We start from the raw sequence: 18,210 nt of genomic DNA, 5'->3' as shown, positions 1-18,210 counted from the left end.
GCGTCATTCCTTTCCTTGGTAATGGACCCAGCGTTTTTGCGAGATGAAGATCAGCGCCGTCAGCACGACCACGATAAGGAACAGAATCCACGCCATCGCGGAAGCATAGCCCATTTTCAGATACAAGAACGCATTTTGGTACAAGTACATGACGTAGAACATGAGCGAGTCGGCCGGGGAGCCCGTGCCGTTCGTCAGCGTATACGGCAGTACGAAGTTCTGCATCGTACCGATGACGCCCATGATGAGGTTGAAGAAAATAACTGGCGTCATGAGCGGCAGCGTAATATGGCGCAGCTTGCGCATCGTGTTCGCTCCGTCGATGTCCGCGGCTTCGTAGTAATCCTGCGGGATATCCTGCAGTCCCGCCAAATAAATGACGATCGCTTGGCCGACGCCCCACAGGCTCATGAGGATCAGCGAAGGCTTGGACCAGGATTCATCGCCCAGCCACGGCGGGCCGGGAATGCCGATTTGCTCCAGCCAATAGTTGACAAGACCGAACTGCGGATTGAGCAGCCACAGCCAAATGATCGTCGTCGCAACGGCGGGCACGAGACTCGGAATGAAGAACAGCGTCCGGTAGATGCCCTGGCCTTTGATTTTCGTATTCAGGAGCAGCGCGAGTCCGACGCCGACGGCGATGTTCAGCGGTACGGAGATAAACGTGTAATAGAGCGTATTGTAAATACTGATCTTGAACGTGTTGTCGCTCATCAATTCCTTGTAGTTGCCGAAGCCGACCCATTCGCCATGGTCCAAAATGCTGTAGGTGGTGAAGCTGTAATAGATGGACATGATCAGCGGATAAGCGCTGAACACCAGAATGCCGATGATCCACGGCGAAGCGAACAATAGTCCGTACAGCGCCATTTTTCGTTTGTACGTCGAGGATTTCAGCTTTGTTTCCGGATAGGCCTTTAGCGTCGTCGCTACATTCTCGTTCGCGGCCATAAGTATTTTCCTCCCCGATCGAAAGGCGCCCCCCGGCAGGATCCGGGGGCAAGCGGGACGGGTAAGCCCCGCTTAAGCCGGAGGCGCCTTTACCGATTTATTTCGTGATTTTCGCCAGCTCGCTGTCGACGTTTTTCTTGACCTCGTCAAGCAGCGCTTGCGGCTCGCCTTTGCCGTTGATCGCCAAATCCTGCACGCGGAACATCTCGTCCCACAGCTTCTGGCCGACCGGCGAGACCGGGCGGAAATGCGCGTTCGGCATCAGATCGAGGAATACTTTCAGGTTCGGGTTCTCTTCCATCTTCAGCTCGGCGTTGACCTTCGGCATTGCCGTAATGTCGTTGCCCGCGTTCGGACGTTTCGCCCAGAGCAGCGTGCCGTCGTAGCCGGCGATGAATTTCAGCAGCGTCCAAGCCGCTTCCTTCTGCTTCGCGCCCTTCGGCATGATGTACGAGAAGCCGCCGGACCAGGTCGTCGGCTCCGTGCCTTCCGGACCTGGAATCGGGGTGACGCCCCATTCGAACGTCGGTTTCGTTTTCGCCAGGTCGTTCAGGATCCAGTTGCCGTCGACGATGAAGCCGACTTTGCCCGTCCAGAACGGATTGAGACCGGTTTGACCCATCGCGTTCGAGAAGCTCGACAGCGTGGCGATGTTGTATTTCTTCGCGTAATCGGCCATCCATTGCAGCGCCTTGACGTTTTGCGGATCGTTCGGCGTCAGCTGGCCGCCGTCCTCGAACTTCCCGTTCATCGCCCAAGAGTATGCGTAGATCGAGCCTTGGTTCATCCACGGAATGAAGCCGACGGTGTCGTATTTGCCGTTGCCGCCTTTTTTGAAGATCTTGTCCGCCATCATGTCGAGCTCTTCCATCGTGGTCGGCGGCTTCTCCGGATCGAGACCCGCTTGCTTCAGCAGCGTTTTATTGTAATACAATGCCCGGTCGTCCGTACCCCATGGCAGGGCATACGTTTTGTTGTCATAGTTGGCTTCCGCCCATACCGCCGGATAGTAGTCGTCCTTGCTGATACTGTCCCGTTCGGCCAGCGGCGTCAAATCTTCGAGCGACCCTTTCGCGGCCCAGGAGCCCACTATGAAGCGGTCCAGCTGCGCCACGTCCGGAGGATTGCCCCCCGCGATCGAGGTCAGGAGCTTGTCCGTGCCTTCGACGTAGGTCATTTTGACTTTGATGTTCGGGTATTTCTTCTCGAATTCGTCGATGACGTATTTCTGGTAATCCTTCTTGAAATCGCCGCCCCAGTTGACCCAGAAATTGACGGTGACTTCCTTGTCGCTGCTGCTGCCGGTATCTGCCGGCGCATTCTCTCCGGCCGCGTTGCCGCCTGCCGCATTGCCGTTCGCGGCTGCGTTGCCGCCGTCCGTGTTGGCGGTATTGCCGCCGTTGCCGCCGCTTCCGCTGCTGCCGCAGCCCGAGAGCGCAACGACCGTCGCCAGCGCGGCGATCGAAATGCTAGTGAGTTTCCATTTCATATGAATCCTCCCTTTTGATTGTTCGATACTCTTTCATTGTAAGCGCGTTCAGGGGAGAAGTAAGGGTGGTCGATTTTGTTTTTACCGTGTGCGATTTTGTCACTTTGTTCCGATTCCACGAACGGCAGCCGCATCGTCACGCGCGTGCCCGATCCCCAGGCGCTGTCGATCTCTAGTCCGTAAGACGGACCGTACGTCAGCTTCAGCAGCGAATTGATGTTTTTCATCGCGAAATTGCTGCCGGGACGCAGCGCTTCGCCGTCCTGCAGCACCTGCCGGATCTCCTGCAGCTTGTCCGGGCGCATGCCGACGCCGTCGTCGGTCACGCGGAACAGCAGGCCGTCCTCGACGCGCCTCCATTCGACCGTCAGCTTCCCGCTCCCCTTCTTCTTCTCGATGCCGTGGAAGATGGCGTTCTCCACGATCGGCTGAAACGCGAATTTCAGCACCTCGCAATCGAGCAGCTCGGGATCGGCGGACAAGGATAAGGAAATCCGCTCGCCGAAGCGGATCTGCTGAATCTCGAAATAATGCTCGAGCAGGGAAATCACCTCGCCGACTTTGACGAATTCCCGGCCTTCGCTCAGGCTGATGCGGAAATAGCTCGACAGCGAATAGATCATCGTGTCGATCTCCTTCACCTTGTAAAGCTTCGAGATCCAGTGAATGGAATCGAGCGTGTTATAGAGGAAATGCGCGTTGATCTGCGACGCGAACATCTTCAGCTGAAGCTCCTGCTGCAGCAGCCGCTGAACATACAGCTCGTCGATCAGCTCCTTGATTCGGGCGATCATCGTGTTGAAGCCGCGCGACAGCAGGCCGAATTCGTCCTTGCGGTCCGCGAGGATCTGAATCTCGAAGTTGCCGCTCCGCGCCTCCTGCATGCCCTTGAGCAGCCGCTGGACGGGCTTGTTCATCTGCCAGGCCGCGAACAGCGCATAGCCGAGCGCGACCGCCATGAAGCCGGCCGCCAAGTAGAGCGTGAACCAGCCGAACACCCGCGATTCCTGCACGAGCTTCTCCGCCGGCACGAGCCCGACCAGGTTCCAGCCGTTTGAGAGCTGTGTATGCGCCACCATGATCCGTTCGTTGTCGAACGTGCGCGAGCCGATGGACGACGTTTGCGTCGGCAGCTTGAATGGAATCGTTTCCAGAAGTTGTTTCGGATTTTGGCCGCCGACGATGCGTCCGTGCCCGTCGACGAGCAGCGAGCTGCCCACCTCGCCCAGGTTGATCTGCGACAGGATCGTCGCCGGATCGATCTCGATCAGCATGACGCCGATGATCCGGTTCAGGTTGTTCAAGTCCTTGATCGCCCGGCCGAAGCAGAATACCGGTTCTTGCGACCTATCGTCGGCCCACGGCTTGGGGACGAGCGACGGGCGCATGCCGAACCAGACGACCTTGCCCTCGCCGGCGACGACCTCCTTATACCATTGCGCGTCGCGAATCGCCTGCGTCGTGCCTGGCATCGAGAGGTAGCCGGTGGAATACTTGTATGAACTGGCGTATTCGCCGAAGATGTACAGGTTGATCAGATCGTTCTTGGAATTGAGCAGGTTGGCGATGAATTCGCCGATCTCCTTGTTCGTCTCCTCGCGGTCGTAATTGTCCGTGAAGTCGTCCTTGATGCCCTGCTGAAGCTTCTTGCTTCCGAGCAGGTAGAAGGAGCGCGTGCTGTACTCCTCCATGATGAGATCGAGCCGTTCGCCCGACTGCTGGATGGTCTGCTGCGTGATGTAGCCGACCTTGTCCTGGATGATGCGGGTCGATTTGTCGTAAAAATAATAGCCCATGATCGCGATGCTGACGGAAATGCCGACGAAGCAGAGCAGAAACAAGCGGTGTCCGACGGAGGTCCATTTGAACTTCGGCAGCCATTTCATATGCGGGTCCCCTTCTTACAAGCCGTGATCCCGGTACTGCGCGGGGGTCAAGCCTTCGAATTCCTTGAACATCTTGGTGAAATGGCGGATATCGGTATAGCCGAGCTGGCCGGCGATTTCGTAGATTTTGAGCGGCGTCTCCTTCAGCAGCCGTTTCGCTGCCTCGATGCGCGACCGCAGGACGTACCGGCTGAACGTCTCGCCCATCTCCTCGGAGAAAATCTTGCTGAAATACGAATGGTTCAAATAGAGGTGAGCAGCCACGTCATTCATCGTGACCATCCGATCCCGGTTGGCGTCGATGAACTGCAGCGCGCGCTCGACGATCCATTTGCGGCTGCGGACGGGGCGTTCGCCGGCCATCGCGCAGGACAGGCTTTCGAGCAAGGCGTCTTCGATCGAATCCGCTGTGCAGGGCGGCAGCACGAGCGGCACGGGCGCGTCTGCGCAGTTCGATCGGCGGTGCAGCGCGTCGCTCTTCTGGTTGACGTTCTGGAACAGCAGCTTCAGACCCCGGCGGATCGTCAGCGGCAGGTGCTTGGGTCGGTGCGAGCGCAGATGCTCGCCGAGCTCCCGGACGAGCTGCTCGAGCAGCCGGGCGTCGCCCATCTTCAGCGCCGATGCGAAGCGCGAGTCCCAGCCGGCGGGGCCGCAATAGGGCATGTCCGCCTGCATGGCGCCCGCGATCGGCTCGGCGCCGCGCAGGCAGCCGCCGCCTTCGTAGAACCAGTAGGCGGAGGCGTGCAGCGCCTCCTCGAACATGCCCGCCAGCCGGCCGAAGCTCGCTTCGCCGGAATAGCCGATGCCGACGCGCACGCCGAGCATCGCCTCCGCCTGCTCGATCAAGCGGGGCAGATCGGCGGCGACGCCGGGCTCCTCCCGGCCGATCGGATAGCTCTCGGTATGCAGCATCGCGACGTCCGCTTCGCCCGCCGTCTTCTGGTTGTGAATCGGGAACGCAACGACCGGGCCATACCTGCCGCCGGTCTCCTCCAGCATGTTGCACAGCGCATATAGGATGAGCGCGCGGTCCCGGTCCGTCTTGGCCTTGTCCCCCCAATCGACGATCTTCACCGCGAACGTGCGGATTCGGCACGGATCGAGCTCGATCTGGAGCGCCTTCATCTGCTCCGGCATCCAGCCCGGCGAATAGGGCGCTTCCGTAAGCAGCATCTCGAACAGGCGCTGGCGGGCCAGGAACAGCGTCTCGCGGGCGGACCGGGCGAGCCGGTTCATCTCGGTCTCGGCCTTCCGCCTGCGGTCCAGCTCCTGCACGCAGCGGCGCACGACGCCCAGCATGTTTTGCTCGTGAATCGGCTTCAGCACGTAGTCGAACGCGCCGTTCTTGAGCGCGGTCCGCGCGTATTCGAAATCGCTGTAGCCGCTCATGATGATGACCTCCGACGACATCTTCTGTTCCCGCATCGTCTTCAGGAACGTGATGCCGTCCATGACGGGCATGACGATATCAGTGATGACGATATCCGGCGAATGGCGCTCCATGAAGCGCATGGCTTCTTCCCCGTCCGACGCTTCTCCCGACACCCGGATGCCTTCCGACGCCCAATCGATCGTTTCGCACAGCCCTCTGCGAATCCAACGCTCGTCCTCCACAACCAATAATGAAAACACGCCGCTCACCCTTTCTTGTATCCGTTTTCATAAACGTCAGAAGCAAGCTCCTGCCAACATGCCGGCCCCGGGTACTGCCCGGCCGGTCCGCAACCAAAGGAAACGCATCAACGAAGCGGAAAACGTATTGTCGCTGCGATCTGTCCAGATCGACAAAATCCATAATGGTTACCCAATAATTTAGCATAATCCCCGTTCGTTCCGCATCCTAAATTTATCTCATAAATAGCTCCAATTTTGCGACATCTCCTGAAAATGATGTCGCATTTTCTTTTTTCTCCTTCTAACGACAAGAGTCGACAGCATTCTCCTGCGGCTCTCGCGCACAACCGGAAAAAACCGGCCGGCATGACGCCGACCGGCTGAATCGCGCGCCTGCACGCGAAGCATCGGTTCTTATGAACAGAGAATCGAAACGCACCGCCGCCGGTCCTTCGCCGGCAGTTCGAACGTCGTCCAAGCTGCCTCGACCGCGGCCCGCGGCGCCATCAGTCTTCGAAAATGGCGACCGGACGCGCCCAGCCCGCGCTTGCCCCCTCGACCTTCACGGGGAAGCACGCCACCTTGAAGCCGTACGGCTTGGGCAGCCGGTCCAGATTGGCCAGCTTCTCGATCTGGCAGTACTCCCGGTCCTTGCCGACGTAGTGCGCCGCCCACAGCACGCCGTCGCGAGGCTGCGCCTTGTACGCGGCAGCCTGCAGATTGAGCGGGATATCCCAGCCCCAGCCGTCCGTGCCAACGACTTTGATGCCCTGCTCGAGCAGCCAGACGGTGGCTTCCGCCGACACGCCGGCATGCAGGAACGCATAGTTGTCGTCGAACAGCCGCTTGTCCGCGTCGGAACGGACGAGCACGATGTCGAGCGGCTTCAGCGTATACCCGATCCGGTCCAGCTCAGCGATCAGGTCGTCCGTCGTGATCTCGTAGCCCGGCGGCTTCCCGCTGAAGTCAAGCACGACGCCGTCGCCGTAGAACCATTCGAGCGGCAGCTCGTCGATCGTTCTGGCTTTCTCGCCCTCCGACGTCGGCCAATAGTGCCAAGGGGCATCGATATGCGTGCCCGCGTGCGTATTCAAGGTGACGGTTTCCGTCGCCCAAGCTTTGCCTTCGGGAAAATCTTCCTGCTTCAAGCCAAGAACGGCCGCCGCCTGCTTCGCGCCGTCTTCGTGGCTCGCATATTGGATCGCCGCCGGCAGCGGCTCGCGGATGCGCGGACTAATGGTAACACTGAGATCGATCAATTTCATGAGTGCAGCTCCTTGATGTGAGATTGGCTAACCATCCAATTATAACAAGAACCGATGGCTTCAGCCAATTCAGCCACAAGCGCTGGCTCATCCGGTTAATTCCTGCCTCTGGCCGCTATCAGCCGATCTCCGGACGGCCACGCGCGGTCAGGCGCACGGCCGCAGGCGCGAATGCCCATAAAAAAGCCGACCGGTCCCGGTCGGCTTCCCGCGTATCCGATATGAATCGCTCCGTTACATGGCCAGCGCCGTCGGACGGACGATGATTTCGCTCACGCTCGCTTCGTTCGGCTGCCCGATCGCATACGCGACGGCATCCGCGATCCGCTCAGGCGACATCCCCATTCCTACGATGTGGTCGGCGATCGCCCGCGCTTCCGGGCTCGTCAGCGAGCCGAGCAGTTCCGTCTCGGTCAGGCCCGGCGCGACGAGCGTCGCGCGAATGCCCGAGGCTGCCGATTCCTCTTGGCGCAGCCCGTCGGTGATCGCCCGGACGGCAAACTTCGTCGCGCTGTACACGGCCGACGTCGGACTGACCTCGTACCCCGACGTCGAGGAGAGATTGACGATATGCCCGGAGCGCTGCTCGCGCATGACCGGGAGCACCGCCGCGATGCCGTACAGCACGCCCTTGACGTTGACGTCGATCATCCGGTCCCAGTCCTCGACCCGCAGTTCGCTCAGCCGCGACACTGGCATGATGCCGGCATTGTTCACCAGCACGTCGATTCGCCCATAGCGCTCGACGGCTAAGGCAGCAGTCTTGCGCAGGTCTGCGGCCGACACCACGTCGGCAACCGCGTACGCCGCTTCGCCGCCCATCCGAACGATCTCCTCCGTCAGGGCCTTCAGCCGGTCCTCCCGCCGCGCCGCCAGCACCAGCTTAGCCCCTTTCTCCGCCAGCCGCTTGGCCGTCGCTTCCCCGATGCCGCTCGATGCGCCCGTGATGATAACCACTTTTCCCGTTATGTTGTCCATCCTCGATCTTCCCTTCGTCCTTAGGAATCGAAGCCATTCACTCAACACGCGTTGAATAATTGGCGTTCGTTGATTATCATTATAAACAGACCAGGTCGGACTTCAATCGCTGATGTCGGCCGTTCTGTCCCATATGCGACAATCGGCCCGACGGTGTCGATTAACGGAGGGGAAGCGGCGGTTCCAGCGTGGGACAACCGGATCGTTGGACTGCCATGCTTTATCGTCGTCCCAAGTCTGCCCAGAAGATTCTCGCGTCATCCAAGCAGGCGTTAGCGACAATCGGCCCTATGATTTTCAAGAAAGGAGCGTGCGCCATGAGCACCGAAGCCAAACTCGACCGGCGCGTAGTCAAGACGCGGGAAGCGATCAATAAAGCGTTCCTGGAGCTGTTCGCCGAGAAGGAATTCCAGCACATTACGATCAACGACATTTCCGACCGCGCCAATGTGAACCGCGGAACGGTGTATTTGCATTACGCAGACAAGTACGACCTTCTCGACAAAAATATCGAAAGCCATTTAAACCGGCTGCTCGCCTTCTGCGTTCACGGCGACGCCGCATCGGCGGACGGTCCGCCCGCGCTGGAAGGCGACCTGAAGCCGGTCTTCGACTACCTCGCGGCTCATTATTCGTTCTTCTCGGCCATGTTCGCCAACCAGCGGACGTCCGTCTTCCGCGAACGGATGCTGGCGTTTGTGGCCGGCGGCGTCCTGCGGAAGCTCGATGGGCTCGGCGGCGCGCCGCGCATCGACCGCGAGCTGCACGCCGAGTTCGTGGCCTCCGCGTTCGTCGGCATCGTGGAATGGTGGATCGGGCGCGCCATGCCCCATTCCCCGGAGGCGATGGCCCGGCAGCTGCGAGACCTGTTCGCGAAGAACGGCGTCGAGCTGCATTGACGCCGCCGCCCGCCCGGCACAACGAAAAAAGCCGCGCGAATGCGGCTTTCATCGTCGTATGATACGCTTGGCGCTAACCCAGCTGCTGCGCCAGCTCCCAGATATGGCCGTCCGGATCGGCGAAGCATGCCGTGCGGATGCCCCACGGCCGATCGAGCGGGCCGTTCAGCAGCGAGACACCGCGGCCGCGCAGCTCCTCGCACGCGCCGTCGACGTCCTCGACCGGGATCGTGAACTGAAACCGCGAGCCGGCCTCCCGGGCCGCGACCTTCGCCGGGCCGATCAGCCCGGGCGCTTCGGTATCGACCAGCAGGTTGATGCTCAGGTTGCCGAACGGATAGACGGCGGAATGCGGATCCTCGAATACGGGGGACGAGCCGAAGGCCGTCTCGTAAAACGACTTCGCCCGCGGCAAATCCTCGACGAACAGCGTAATGAATTCGATCTTCTTCATGCCCAGCACCGACATGGACGCACCTCTTCCCTAACGGATGTCGGGCTGCGCGGGCGCTCTTGTTCGTTTCATCGCTTAACTGTCGTCGCGCCTGGTCAGCCCGGGTTCGGCTTTCACTTCAACCTTGCAGCAATCAACTAGCCCTTTTGACAATCGGATCTTCGTTCAGTCAAAGTCGAAATTCTTCCACTCGTCCTCCGGCATATGGCCTTCCTCGGAGAACCGCTGCTCCTGGAACGGCTCGGCCTCGTTATGGAAGCCGTTGCGCTCCCAGAATCCCGGCCGGTCGCGCTTCATGAATTCGAAGCCGCGGACCCATTTGGCGCTCTTCCAGAAATACAGATGCGGCACGACGAGCCGCAGCGGTCCGCCGTGCTTCGCCGTGAGCGGCTGACCGTCGTAGGTGTGGGCGAGCAGCACCTGATCGCCAAGCAAGTCGCTTAGCGGCAGGTTCGTCTCGTAATCCGGGTCGGCATGCACCATGACGAAATGCGCGTCCGGATCGATGTTCAGCCGCTCGAGCAGATCCCGGACCAAGACGCCCTTCCAGGTCGTATCCGCCTTGGACCAGCGCGTGACGCAGTGAATGTCGACGCGGATCTCGGTCTGCGGCAGGGCCATCAGGTCTTCGAAGCTCAGGACGGGCTCCTCCCCGACTTCGCCGAAGAGCCGGAAATTCCAAGCGGACATGTCGTAGCTCGGCACCTCGTCTTCGTGCAGAATCGGAAACCGTTCCGTCCAGATTTGACCCGGCGGCAGCCGGTGGGCGAGCTCCCGCGGCGATTCGGCGACGGGCGGCTTGGCCCGCTGCAGCCGCTCGGCTTTGTTATGCATGTGCGTGACTCCTTTGTCGGTTCGAATGTCTTGCGTATCCATTATCCTAAAATACTTGTCCCGCAACGTCAACAAGGCCGCCGGGATATTCCGGCAGCCCCGTCGCGCGGGCGGCTATAATCGGTTCGCGGATCGATGCCGGGGCAAGCCCGGCACGCTTGTCCGGCAGGAACGAGCGCGACCCGCTTCGCGGCGCCCCGCGGCCGGCCGCGGGCTTAAGCCCGGACGAACGACTGCCGCACGCTGAGCTCGAGCGGCGAATAGTCGTCCGGATTCGCCCGGTTCAGGTTCATCCGGCGGACGAGCGGGGTCGCGCGGTTGCACATGAACCGCGGCACGCCGGAATGATTTTGCGAGGCGCAGTGGTAGAGGAATGGATGGCAGAGCAGCACGTCGCCGGCCGACGCGGGCGTCTCGACGACGCGCAGCCGGAAGCCGTCCGCGTCCACGTGCTCCCGCTTCATGAACGCCGCGATGCGGTTCCCCGCCTCGGCGCTCGGCGCGGCTTGCGCGGCCGCATCCCCGTACACATCGACGGGGCCCGCATCGCTCTCCTTCGTGTTCGTCAGCTCCCGCAGCCACGGGTGGGAACGGTTTGCGAGCCGGATCGCTTCGTTCGCCTTCGGGCCGTCGCGATGCTCCGCGAGCAGCTTGCTCACGATCTTATGCGAGCCTTCGGCTACGAGCGTGCTCCCGCTGCGCAGGTCGATGTCCGAGAAGATGCAGAGCAATAGCAGTCCCTGCTCCGGGCTGTCCACGTAATGCGGGCGGCTCATCCCGTCCCAGTGCCAGCCGTTCGTCGGCACATCCCACGGCAGATCGGCGCCGGCGGCGAAATTGACCGGCCACCAGCCCCACTGCGTCTTGTCCCCTTCTTGGCCGTAGACGGAACGCTCCTTCCACCGGCCCGCGCCGACCACGTCCTCGATGGCGTCGGCCAGCCGAAGCGTATTGCATACTTGGAATTCCTCCGTGTCGAACTGCTCGCGAATATGCACCATCGGCTGGTTCCAGGTCGCGCGGTCGTCCTTCAGCACGCTGCGCTTCTCGACCTGCGCCCACAGGTAATCCTGCGCGGCGAGCGCCGCCTTGCGCGGAAATGCCTCTTCCAAATGCACGTAGCCGAGCTCGATGAACTGCTCGATCTGTGTTTTCGTCAACACTTTCGATTGCATCGTTTCACATCCTATCGGTTTGCTGTGCGAATCCTCTCCATTCCACTATAGAACGCCGGAGACGCTTCAACTACGACCTAATAGGATCGTTTTGACGGTTTTATGACCTCCTGACCTGCTGCGGCAGGCGGCTCGGGCTGGCCGAACCGGCGGAACGGCGCTGCTGCCCGATACCGGTTGCCGTGGGCCGCGCCTGCCCATGCAAAAAAAGCCGCGGGATCCGCGGCTTGGCTTGCTTTCGCGTATGTCACCCGCGTCCTGACGAGTCGGATCGCCTCGCGATGCTGGCGAACGCGGCGGCTATTCGTGCGTCGGCTCGATGACGGGGTAGCCGATCTTCTGCCAGCGGAACAGATGCTTAGCCCGCTCGGACAGCCCGTCGTACGTCTCCTGCGGAATCTGCACCGTGTTGTCGCGGTGGGACGCGCTGTAGATGAGCGCCAGATTCGGGCGGATCTCGTCGCTCCGGTTCGGCGTACCCCGGTGCCACATGCGGACGTCGCGGATCAGGATAGATCCCGCCGGCATATGCACCTTGATCGAATGCATGTGCGGCGCGAGCTCTTCCGGGTTCGGCCCGTTCGGCCCGTAATAGGAGTCCGGCAGCAAATGCGTGCCTCCCGGCCAAATCTCCATCGGACCGTTGCCTTCGTTAACGTCGACGAGCGGAATGTTGAACACGAGGTCCGTGATCGGCAGCGAGACCTTGCACAGGTCGCCGAAGCGGGCGCCGTAGTCCGGGTGAACGGGCTGCGCTTTCCGGCCGCCGGGCAGCGACGTGTTCGACGAGAACAGCGTCACGGCATGGTCCGGTCCGAGCAGGCGGTCGATGACCGCGAGCGCGAACGGGTGCTCGATGACGAGCGGATCGTTGAATGGCGGAGCGAACGGCAGGAAGATGCCCAGATGGTTCGTGCCTTCGTTGAAGCCCGTCTTGTTCAGATAAATCTCTTCGCCGTGTTTATCGATGAACCACTTCATGCATGCCTTGAAGGCTTCGCGGAGCTCGGTTACTTTCGCCTCCGGCAGCACGCCTTCGAAAATCACGTAGCCGTTCACTTTGATCAGGTTGACGGCAAGCTCGATCGTCGCTTCGTTCAGCTGGAGCGTTTCCAATTCTTCTTGGCTAATCTTCAACCTCGTTCACCTCGCGTAGTGGTTGTTCTCCCGATGGCCGCGACCGTCCATGTTAACGGTTTCATGTGCGCGGGCACATATGATTATAGCCGCTGCGCGGCAATCCTACAATACCTCTTCGCGCGCTTCGCCGGGACGCTCGCGCACGATGGCGTCGATGCGGTCGAGCAGATTGCGGCGAATCCCCGTCAGCAGCCGGATCTGCTCGTCGATCTGCTCCAGCTTCTGCCGGTAGATGGGGAGCACCTGCTCGCAGAAGGCTTCCTCGTTCATCAGCACGCACTGCAGGATGCCCGCGATCTCGTCCGTCGTCAGCCCGAGGTTCAAGTACAGGCGGATCGTCCGCACCTGCTCCTCCGCGAACGGCGAATAGACCCGATAGCCGTTATCTTCCCGCAGCGGCGCCAGCAGCCCTTGCTGCTCGTAATACCGCAGCGAGCGGATGCTGGCGCCCGTACGCGCCGCCAATTCCCCGATCCGCATTCCGTCGTCCCCTCCTTCCGCATGGTTGGTTTCATTATACACCCTGACACCGATGCGAGGGTCAAGCGTGAACGCGCCGTGCGATCTTCGAACGGCCGGCGATTCGCGGTTCGCTGCCTGGACTCACGACCGGGACGCGCGACCGGGACGCGCCAGCGCCGGAAGCCGGCCGGATCCGCCAGCCCTAGACGGCGCCGACGGCTTCGTCCAGCCGCACCTTGCGCCCGCTCTCCGCCGACCGCGCGATCGCGACCATGGCGCGCATGCTGCGAACCCCGTCGGCGACGGTCGCGCCGATCTGCGGCGCGCCGCTTAGGATCGCGTCCGCGAAGCCTTCCAGCTGCAGCCGGTAGAAGTGGGCGTCCGCGCCGAGCGGCCTTCGGTAGACGCCGTCCCGCGCGGAGAACACCTCTACATCGCTTGCCTTGAACAGCCACGGGTTGTACGTCTTGGCGATGACGCTGCCATGCTCGCCGTATACTTCGAAGCCTTCGTGCCAGTCCATGCGGACGGCGACCGTCAGGTCGAGATGGCCGGCGATGCCGCTCGCGAATTCGACCGTGCAGAGCCAATTGTACGCGCCGAACCGCTGTGTATGCCAAGCCTGGACGCTCTCGATCTCCCCGCCCAGGAACCGGGCCGTGTCCACCAGATGGCTGCCGTGGGTCATCATGAAATACCGCTGCTTGTCCAGCTTCGGATTGCCCTCCGGCCGCAAGGCGGCTTCGCTTGCGGCAATCATGGGCATGACGTTCTCCGTCACCTCGTACCGGTGCGTCGAGTCGCAATACCAGGCCTTGAGGGCGAGCATCTCGCCCATCTCCTCCCGGATGAAGCGCCGCGCGTAGGCAATGCCGGGGTCGAAGCGCTTCATGTTGCCGACCTGCAGCACGAGGCCCGAACGACGGACGAGCGCTTCCAGCGCCTCGCATTCCTCGATCGTCACGCCGAGCGGCTTCTCGACCAGCACGTGCTTGCCGGCCCGGATCGCCTTCTCCGCCATCGGCACGTGAAATTGGTCCGCGATGCCGATGACGACGGCGTCCACGTTCGGGTCCGCGAGCATGTCGCCGTAATCGGAATAGGCGCGCTCAGGCGCGAATTTGGCGTTCATTTTATCGAGCAAGTCCGGGGCGACGTCGCAGATCGCGTACAACTCCGCGTTGCGCGCCCGCGCGCACGCCTCCAGATGCGCCGCCTGCGAGATCGGCCCGCAGCCGAGCACGCCTACATTGAGCTTGCGGGATTCGTTCATCCGGGATCACCGTCCTGTCTGCATGAATGTGCAACTGCTCCCATTATGGCCCGACGGCGCTTCCCCCGGCAAGCTCCGCGCGTACCCATCGGCGCGGGCCGCGCGCTTCGGCGGCAGGGACGTTCGGCCGGGCTTCGAGCTTGTTCGCATGTCGGCCGCGCGGCCGGAATACATATGTAAGTATTCGAGCATCGGGAGGTACCCAAATCATGGCAAAACCGGAACAGTCGTTCATGCGAGGCACGCTCGTCTTGTCCGTCGCGGCCTTCGTGAACCGGATCCTGGGCTTCATCAGCGGCATGTTCGTCGCCCGCGTGCTCGGCGCGGAGGGCATCGGCATCCTGATGATGGCGCATCCCCTCGTGCCGCTCGTCATCACGATCACGGAGCTCGGCCTGCCGGTCGCGATCTCCAAGCTGGTCGCGGAGGCCAACGCCCGCGGCGAGCGGGCGAAGGTGCGGCGCATCCTGCATGTGTCGCTGGCCGTCACCGGCATTCTGAGCGTCACGCTGACGACTGCCTCGCTGCTCGGCTCCGAATGGATCGCCAAGCTGCTGCTGAGCGATCAGCGGGCGTATTACGCCATGCTCGCGATTACGCCGATCGCCCCGATCGTCGCCGTCTCCGCCGTGCTGAAGGGCTACTTTCGCGGCATGCAGCGCATGAAGACGATCGCCGCCTCCGACGTGCTCGAGCATACGGTGCAGATCGCCTGCGTGCTCGCGCTCGTGCATCTGCTAATGCCGTACGGCGTAGCATACGCGGCTGCCGGCGCCATGGCCGCCTCCGTCGTCAGCGAAGCGATCAGCCTGCTGTTCCTCGGGCTCAGCTACAAGCTGCACGGCGAAGCGAAGGAACCGGGCGAGACGTGGTCGAAGCATCTTCGGCACGGCAGGCCTACGTTCTCCGAGCTGCTGAAGATCGGCCTGCCGACCACCGGGCAGGGCGTCGTCTCGTCGATCTATGGCGCCTTCCAGCCGCTGCTCATCACGAGCAGCCTGGCGCTCGCCGGCATCGGCACGGCGGCCGCCACGAAGCAGTTCGGCTTGCTGGCCGGCTACGCGTTCCCCCTGCTGTTCATGCCGAGCTTCATCACGCATTCGCTGTCCACCGCGCTCATCCCGGCGATCGGCGAAGCGTCGGTGAACAAGCAGGGCATGCTCATGCACACGCGGATGGATCAAGCGCTTCGGATGGGGCTGCTCATCGGCGCGCCCGCGACCGTCATCCTGTTCGTCTGGGCCACGCCGCTCACGACGCTCGTCTATCACGCGCCGGACGCGGGGCTGCTGCTGAAAATCCTGGCGCCGATGTTCTTCCTCCACTACTTCGACGCGCCGCTGCACGCGATTCTGCTCGGCCTCGGCCGCGCGGGCTCCGCGCTGTGGAACTTCGTGCTGGCCACGGCGTTCAAGACGGCGTCGATCTTCGTCTTCGGCAGCCAGTTCGGCATCGCCGGCGTCGCGGTCGGGATCGGCGTCGGCATCGTCATGCAGACACTGCTGAACTTCTTCTCCGTGTCGGGCAGCATCGGCTTCTACTGGCGGATCGAGCCGTACATCAAGGTCGGCTTCTGCATGTCGGTCATGGCCGTCTGCGGCCGGGCGGCGTTCGACTTCCTCATTCGCGAGGGCTGGCCGCTGCTCTGGAGCGTCACGGCTTCGGTCACGGGCGCGCTGGCGCTCTATCTCGCGCTGCTGACCTTCACGAACGCTTGGCGCTGGAAGCAGGTGCGCCGCGCGCCGGTGTCCTGGTAGCCCCGGACGCACCGCGCGGTAGACGCAAAAAAAACGAAAAAGCAGCTCGGCCGGCCGAGCTGCTTTTTCGTTTTTTGTGAACGTGTTGGCCGCCGACTGTCATTTTCCGTTTGCCGGTATCCTTCTTACCTTACACCAGCTTGCTAGGCGGCTTCACCGTCTTCGTCCCGGGCTCTCTTCGGGGCGGGGGATGTTTTTGCCGTAGAAGATCTCGTCCATCTCCGCCTTGAGCCGGTTCGCGATGTCGCGCTGCTCCTTTGGATCGAGCTTGTCCTTCGAATAACCGAACAGATACTGATTCAAGTCGAACTCCCGCAGCTTGCACTTCGTATGGAAGATATGCTCCTGGTACACGTTCACGTCGATCATGTCGTACGCCTCCGCGACGTCGTCCGGGATATAATTCTGGATGGAGCTGATGTCGTGGTCGATGTACAGCTTTCGGCCGTTGACGTCTCGGGTGAAGCCACGCACGCGGTAGTCGAGCGTCATGATGTCGGCCTCGAACGAATGAATCAGATAGTTGAGCGCCTTGAGCGGCGAAATTTCCCCGCAGGTGGAGACGTCGATGTCCGCCCGGAACGTGCTGATCTCGACGTCGGGATGATATTCAGGATATGTATGAACGGTAATATGGCTTTTGTCCAGCTGGATGACCACGTTCTCGGGCAGCGGGCCCGGCGATTCCTCGTAGCTGGAAGGCGGCACCTCGACGACTGGCCCTTCGGAGACGAGCATCGTGACGCTGGCCCCCTGCGGGATGTAATCCTGCTGGGCGACGTTGAGCGGATGCGCGCCGATGATCTCCGCGACGGTGTTCAGTATATGCGTCAGCCGGTCGGCGTTGTACTGCTCGTCGATGTACGCGATATAGGCTTCGCGCTCGTCCTTCGTCCCGGTATAACAGACGTCGTACAAGTTGAAGCTGAGCGTTTTGGTCAAATTGTTGAAGCCGTGCAAGGTGATTTTCGAGGCCGATTTCATAGCCGCGCCATCCCTCCTTTAGGCGGAAATTCATTGCATAGCATGTCCAGGTTGGGGTTCCGTCACTCTCCCTTGCGCCGGCGGCGCCGCGTTTCCCACCGTCCGCGCAGTCGCCCCGCCGAACGGTCCGCCTGATTCCGCCGTCGTCCGGGCGGGTAAAGAAACCGTAAGCCGAAGCGGCCCATGCGGCCGCATACGGCAGCCTTCTCAGTCGACAAAGGGTGGATGGCTGGTCCGCGAACGGGCAAAGGGCTGCTTCCGGCGGAACGAGTCCGCGGAAACAGCCCTTTGCAGTCAGTGACGGCGGGCCTTAACGGTCCCCGGCACGATCTTACAAGCCTTGATCGATCGCCTGCGCGTATGCGGGTCAGGCCGCGGATAACACGGCCTTCATTTGCCGGCGTCCGAAGCGGAGCGCCTCCTTGAGCGAATCCATGTAAATGTCGAGATGTCCCTCTTTGATCATACCGCCGCGGTCCGTGCACGTATACGTGCGGTCCAGGGCGGGCAAATATACCTTCGTGCCGAAGGGCAGCGATTTCGGACAAGCTAGCGTGCGTCCTTCCTTGACGCGCTCGCCGCTGGCCGTAATGCCGTGCGACGGCGTGAAATCGTCGCCGACCGTATACGCGGTCACTTCGAAATGGCGCTTCGTGCCGGACGGCTTGGCGGCGCGTTTAACGGCCTGCTTTGATTTCGCCTGGTGCGCGGACGCGCGGGCTTGTTCAAGGTTCGGAACGGTCAGCGACTTGGCGAGCGACGCCGTGAAGAGCGGCGCTGCCGGCAGCGTCGCCGGCGCGCCGACCGCGCTCGCCTCTTCCGCCACCGGAAAATGTGAAATTATGAGCAGCATCAGCGCGAATGCGCTGCATGCGATGGTTCTGGCTGCGATCATGAGCGAGAATTCCTCCAATCTAAAGTACGTATCGTGGCGATCTGTAAGGGCTGTGCCAAACCTTGCCTTCGGTTTCGCATACGCATTCCCCTTTATAACCCGTTTCGCCCGTCTTGTAACCCGTTACATCTTGGATGAAGACTCGGAATTT

Annotated in this window: 16 protein-coding genes; 2 read left to right on the top strand and 14 right to left on the bottom strand. The window is 61.6% G+C overall.

All coding sequences use genetic code 11. From position 1 onward, the window contains the following. Window positions 1-3: 3 nt before the first annotated feature. The 6 genes from ACFPB1_RS00425 to ACFPB1_RS00400 form a co-directional block, all read right to left on the bottom strand. The gene (locus tag ACFPB1_RS00425) at window positions 4-954 is read right to left on the bottom strand and encodes a carbohydrate ABC transporter permease (protein ID WP_379220676.1); all 951 of its coding nucleotides are present in this window, start codon (window positions 952-954) and stop codon (window positions 4-6) included. A 97-nt stretch (window positions 955-1,051) separates the two neighbouring features. Next, window positions 1,052-2,443 carry an ABC transporter substrate-binding protein gene (locus ACFPB1_RS00420; protein WP_379220675.1) on the bottom strand — a complete coding sequence of 464 codons (1,392 nt, stop codon included), beginning with the start codon at window positions 2,441-2,443 and terminating at the stop codon, window positions 1,052-1,054. After that, window positions 2,440-4,329, bottom strand: coding sequence for a cache domain-containing sensor histidine kinase (locus tag ACFPB1_RS00415; protein ID WP_379220672.1), 1,890 nt, complete (start codon window positions 4,327-4,329; stop codon window positions 2,440-2,442). The genes ACFPB1_RS00420 and ACFPB1_RS00415 overlap by 4 nt, the downstream gene beginning before the upstream one ends. 15 nt (window positions 4,330-4,344) lie before the next feature. Beyond that, window positions 4,345-5,961: a response regulator transcription factor gene (locus tag ACFPB1_RS00410; RefSeq protein ID WP_379220670.1), complete on the bottom strand. Its 1,617-nt coding sequence runs from the start codon at window positions 5,959-5,961 to the stop codon at window positions 4,345-4,347. 488 nt (window positions 5,962-6,449) lie between these two features. Further along, complete coding sequence (locus tag ACFPB1_RS00405; RefSeq protein ID WP_379220667.1) at window positions 6,450-7,208, bottom strand: cyclase family protein; 759 nt, start codon at window positions 7,206-7,208, stop codon at window positions 6,450-6,452. Window positions 7,209-7,442: 234 nt separating this feature from the next. Next, on the bottom strand, window positions 7,443-8,186 hold the full coding sequence (locus ACFPB1_RS00400) for an SDR family oxidoreductase (protein ID WP_379220665.1): 744 nt from the start codon (window positions 8,184-8,186) through the stop codon (window positions 7,443-7,445). 317 nt (window positions 8,187-8,503) lie between these two features. Between ACFPB1_RS00400 and ACFPB1_RS00395 the strand changes: the two genes are divergently transcribed. Continuing rightward, window positions 8,504-9,085, top strand: coding sequence for a TetR/AcrR family transcriptional regulator (locus ACFPB1_RS00395; RefSeq protein WP_379220663.1), 582 nt, complete (start codon window positions 8,504-8,506; stop codon window positions 9,083-9,085). 73 nt (window positions 9,086-9,158) lie between these two features. On the opposite strand, the gene ACFPB1_RS00390 is transcribed toward ACFPB1_RS00395, so the two are convergent. The 6 genes from ACFPB1_RS00390 to ACFPB1_RS00365 form a co-directional block, all read right to left on the bottom strand. Then, window positions 9,159-9,554, bottom strand: coding sequence for a VOC family protein (locus ACFPB1_RS00390; RefSeq protein ID WP_379220661.1), 396 nt, complete (start codon window positions 9,552-9,554; stop codon window positions 9,159-9,161). A 150-nt stretch (window positions 9,555-9,704) separates the two neighbouring features. After that, window positions 9,705-10,373: a sulfite oxidase-like oxidoreductase gene (locus ACFPB1_RS00385; protein WP_379220659.1), complete on the bottom strand. Its 669-nt coding sequence runs from the start codon at window positions 10,371-10,373 to the stop codon at window positions 9,705-9,707. A gap of 215 nt (window positions 10,374-10,588) precedes the next feature. Continuing rightward, window positions 10,589-11,548 carry a phytanoyl-CoA dioxygenase family protein gene (locus ACFPB1_RS00380; RefSeq protein ID WP_379220657.1) on the bottom strand — a complete coding sequence of 320 codons (960 nt, stop codon included), beginning with the start codon at window positions 11,546-11,548 and terminating at the stop codon, window positions 10,589-10,591. A gap of 300 nt (window positions 11,549-11,848) precedes the next feature. After that, window positions 11,849-12,685: a phytanoyl-CoA dioxygenase family protein gene (locus ACFPB1_RS00375; protein WP_379220654.1), complete on the bottom strand. Its 837-nt coding sequence runs from the start codon at window positions 12,683-12,685 to the stop codon at window positions 11,849-11,851. A gap of 105 nt (window positions 12,686-12,790) precedes the next feature. Further along, window positions 12,791-13,168 (bottom strand): MerR family transcriptional regulator, encoded by a 378-nt coding sequence (locus ACFPB1_RS00370; protein WP_379220652.1) that lies wholly within the window; start codon window positions 13,166-13,168, stop codon window positions 12,791-12,793. Between the two features lie 184 nt (window positions 13,169-13,352). Then, complete coding sequence (locus tag ACFPB1_RS00365) at window positions 13,353-14,423, bottom strand: Gfo/Idh/MocA family protein (protein ID WP_379220650.1); 1,071 nt, start codon at window positions 14,421-14,423, stop codon at window positions 13,353-13,355. A 209-nt stretch (window positions 14,424-14,632) separates the two neighbouring features. Between ACFPB1_RS00365 and spoVB the strand changes: the two genes are divergently transcribed. Continuing rightward, window positions 14,633-16,180, top strand: coding sequence for a stage V sporulation protein B (spoVB, locus tag ACFPB1_RS00360; protein WP_379220648.1), 1,548 nt, complete (start codon window positions 14,633-14,635; stop codon window positions 16,178-16,180). A 153-nt stretch (window positions 16,181-16,333) separates the two neighbouring features. Here spoVB and speD read toward each other — a convergent pair whose 3' ends face one another. Both speD and ACFPB1_RS00350 read right to left on the bottom strand, forming a co-directional pair. Then, window positions 16,334-17,164 (bottom strand): adenosylmethionine decarboxylase, encoded by an 831-nt coding sequence (gene speD / locus ACFPB1_RS00355; protein WP_379220646.1) that lies wholly within the window; start codon window positions 17,162-17,164, stop codon window positions 16,334-16,336. Window positions 17,165-17,531: 367 nt separating this feature from the next. Continuing rightward, window positions 17,532-18,059: a 3D domain-containing protein gene (locus tag ACFPB1_RS00350; RefSeq protein ID WP_379220644.1), complete on the bottom strand. Its 528-nt coding sequence runs from the start codon at window positions 18,057-18,059 to the stop codon at window positions 17,532-17,534. Between the last annotated feature and the right edge of the window lie 151 nt (window positions 18,060-18,210).

The organism is Paenibacillus sp. GCM10023250 (assembly GCF_042653205.1).
In the GTDB taxonomy this organism is placed as follows: domain Bacteria; phylum Bacillota; class Bacilli; order Paenibacillales; family Paenibacillaceae; genus Paenibacillus_Z.
This window is presented reverse-complemented; position numbering and strand designations above follow the sequence as displayed.

Coding starts and splice junctions, on each gene's coding strand:
- ACFPB1_RS00425 (WP_379220676.1), bottom strand. CDS start 954: ATGGCCGCGAACGAGAATGTAGCGACGACGCTAAAGGCCTATCCGGAA.
- ACFPB1_RS00420 (WP_379220675.1), bottom strand. CDS start 2,443: ATGAAATGGAAACTCACTAGCATTTCGATCGCCGCGCTGGCGACGGTC.
- ACFPB1_RS00415 (WP_379220672.1), bottom strand. CDS start 4,329: ATGAAATGGCTGCCGAAGTTCAAATGGACCTCCGTCGGACACCGCTTG.
- ACFPB1_RS00405 (WP_379220667.1), bottom strand. CDS start 7,208: ATGAAATTGATCGATCTCAGTGTTACCATTAGTCCGCGCATCCGCGAG.
- ACFPB1_RS00400 (WP_379220665.1), bottom strand. CDS start 8,186: ATGGACAACATAACGGGAAAAGTGGTTATCATCACGGGCGCATCGAGC.
- ACFPB1_RS00395 (WP_379220663.1), top strand. CDS start 8,504: ATGAGCACCGAAGCCAAACTCGACCGGCGCGTAGTCAAGACGCGGGAA.
- ACFPB1_RS00390 (WP_379220661.1), bottom strand. CDS start 9,554: ATGTCGGTGCTGGGCATGAAGAAGATCGAATTCATTACGCTGTTCGTC.
- ACFPB1_RS00385 (WP_379220659.1), bottom strand. CDS start 10,373: ATGCATAACAAAGCCGAGCGGCTGCAGCGGGCCAAGCCGCCCGTCGCC.
- ACFPB1_RS00380 (WP_379220657.1), bottom strand. CDS start 11,548: ATGCAATCGAAAGTGTTGACGAAAACACAGATCGAGCAGTTCATCGAG.
- ACFPB1_RS00370 (WP_379220652.1), bottom strand. CDS start 13,168: ATGCGGATCGGGGAATTGGCGGCGCGTACGGGCGCCAGCATCCGCTCG.
- ACFPB1_RS00365 (WP_379220650.1), bottom strand. CDS start 14,423: ATGAACGAATCCCGCAAGCTCAATGTAGGCGTGCTCGGCTGCGGGCCG.
- spoVB (WP_379220648.1), top strand. CDS start 14,633: ATGGCAAAACCGGAACAGTCGTTCATGCGAGGCACGCTCGTCTTGTCC.
- speD (WP_379220646.1), bottom strand. CDS start 17,164: ATGAAATCGGCCTCGAAAATCACCTTGCACGGCTTCAACAATTTGACC.
- ACFPB1_RS00350 (WP_379220644.1), bottom strand. CDS start 18,059: ATGATCGCAGCCAGAACCATCGCATGCAGCGCATTCGCGCTGATGCTG.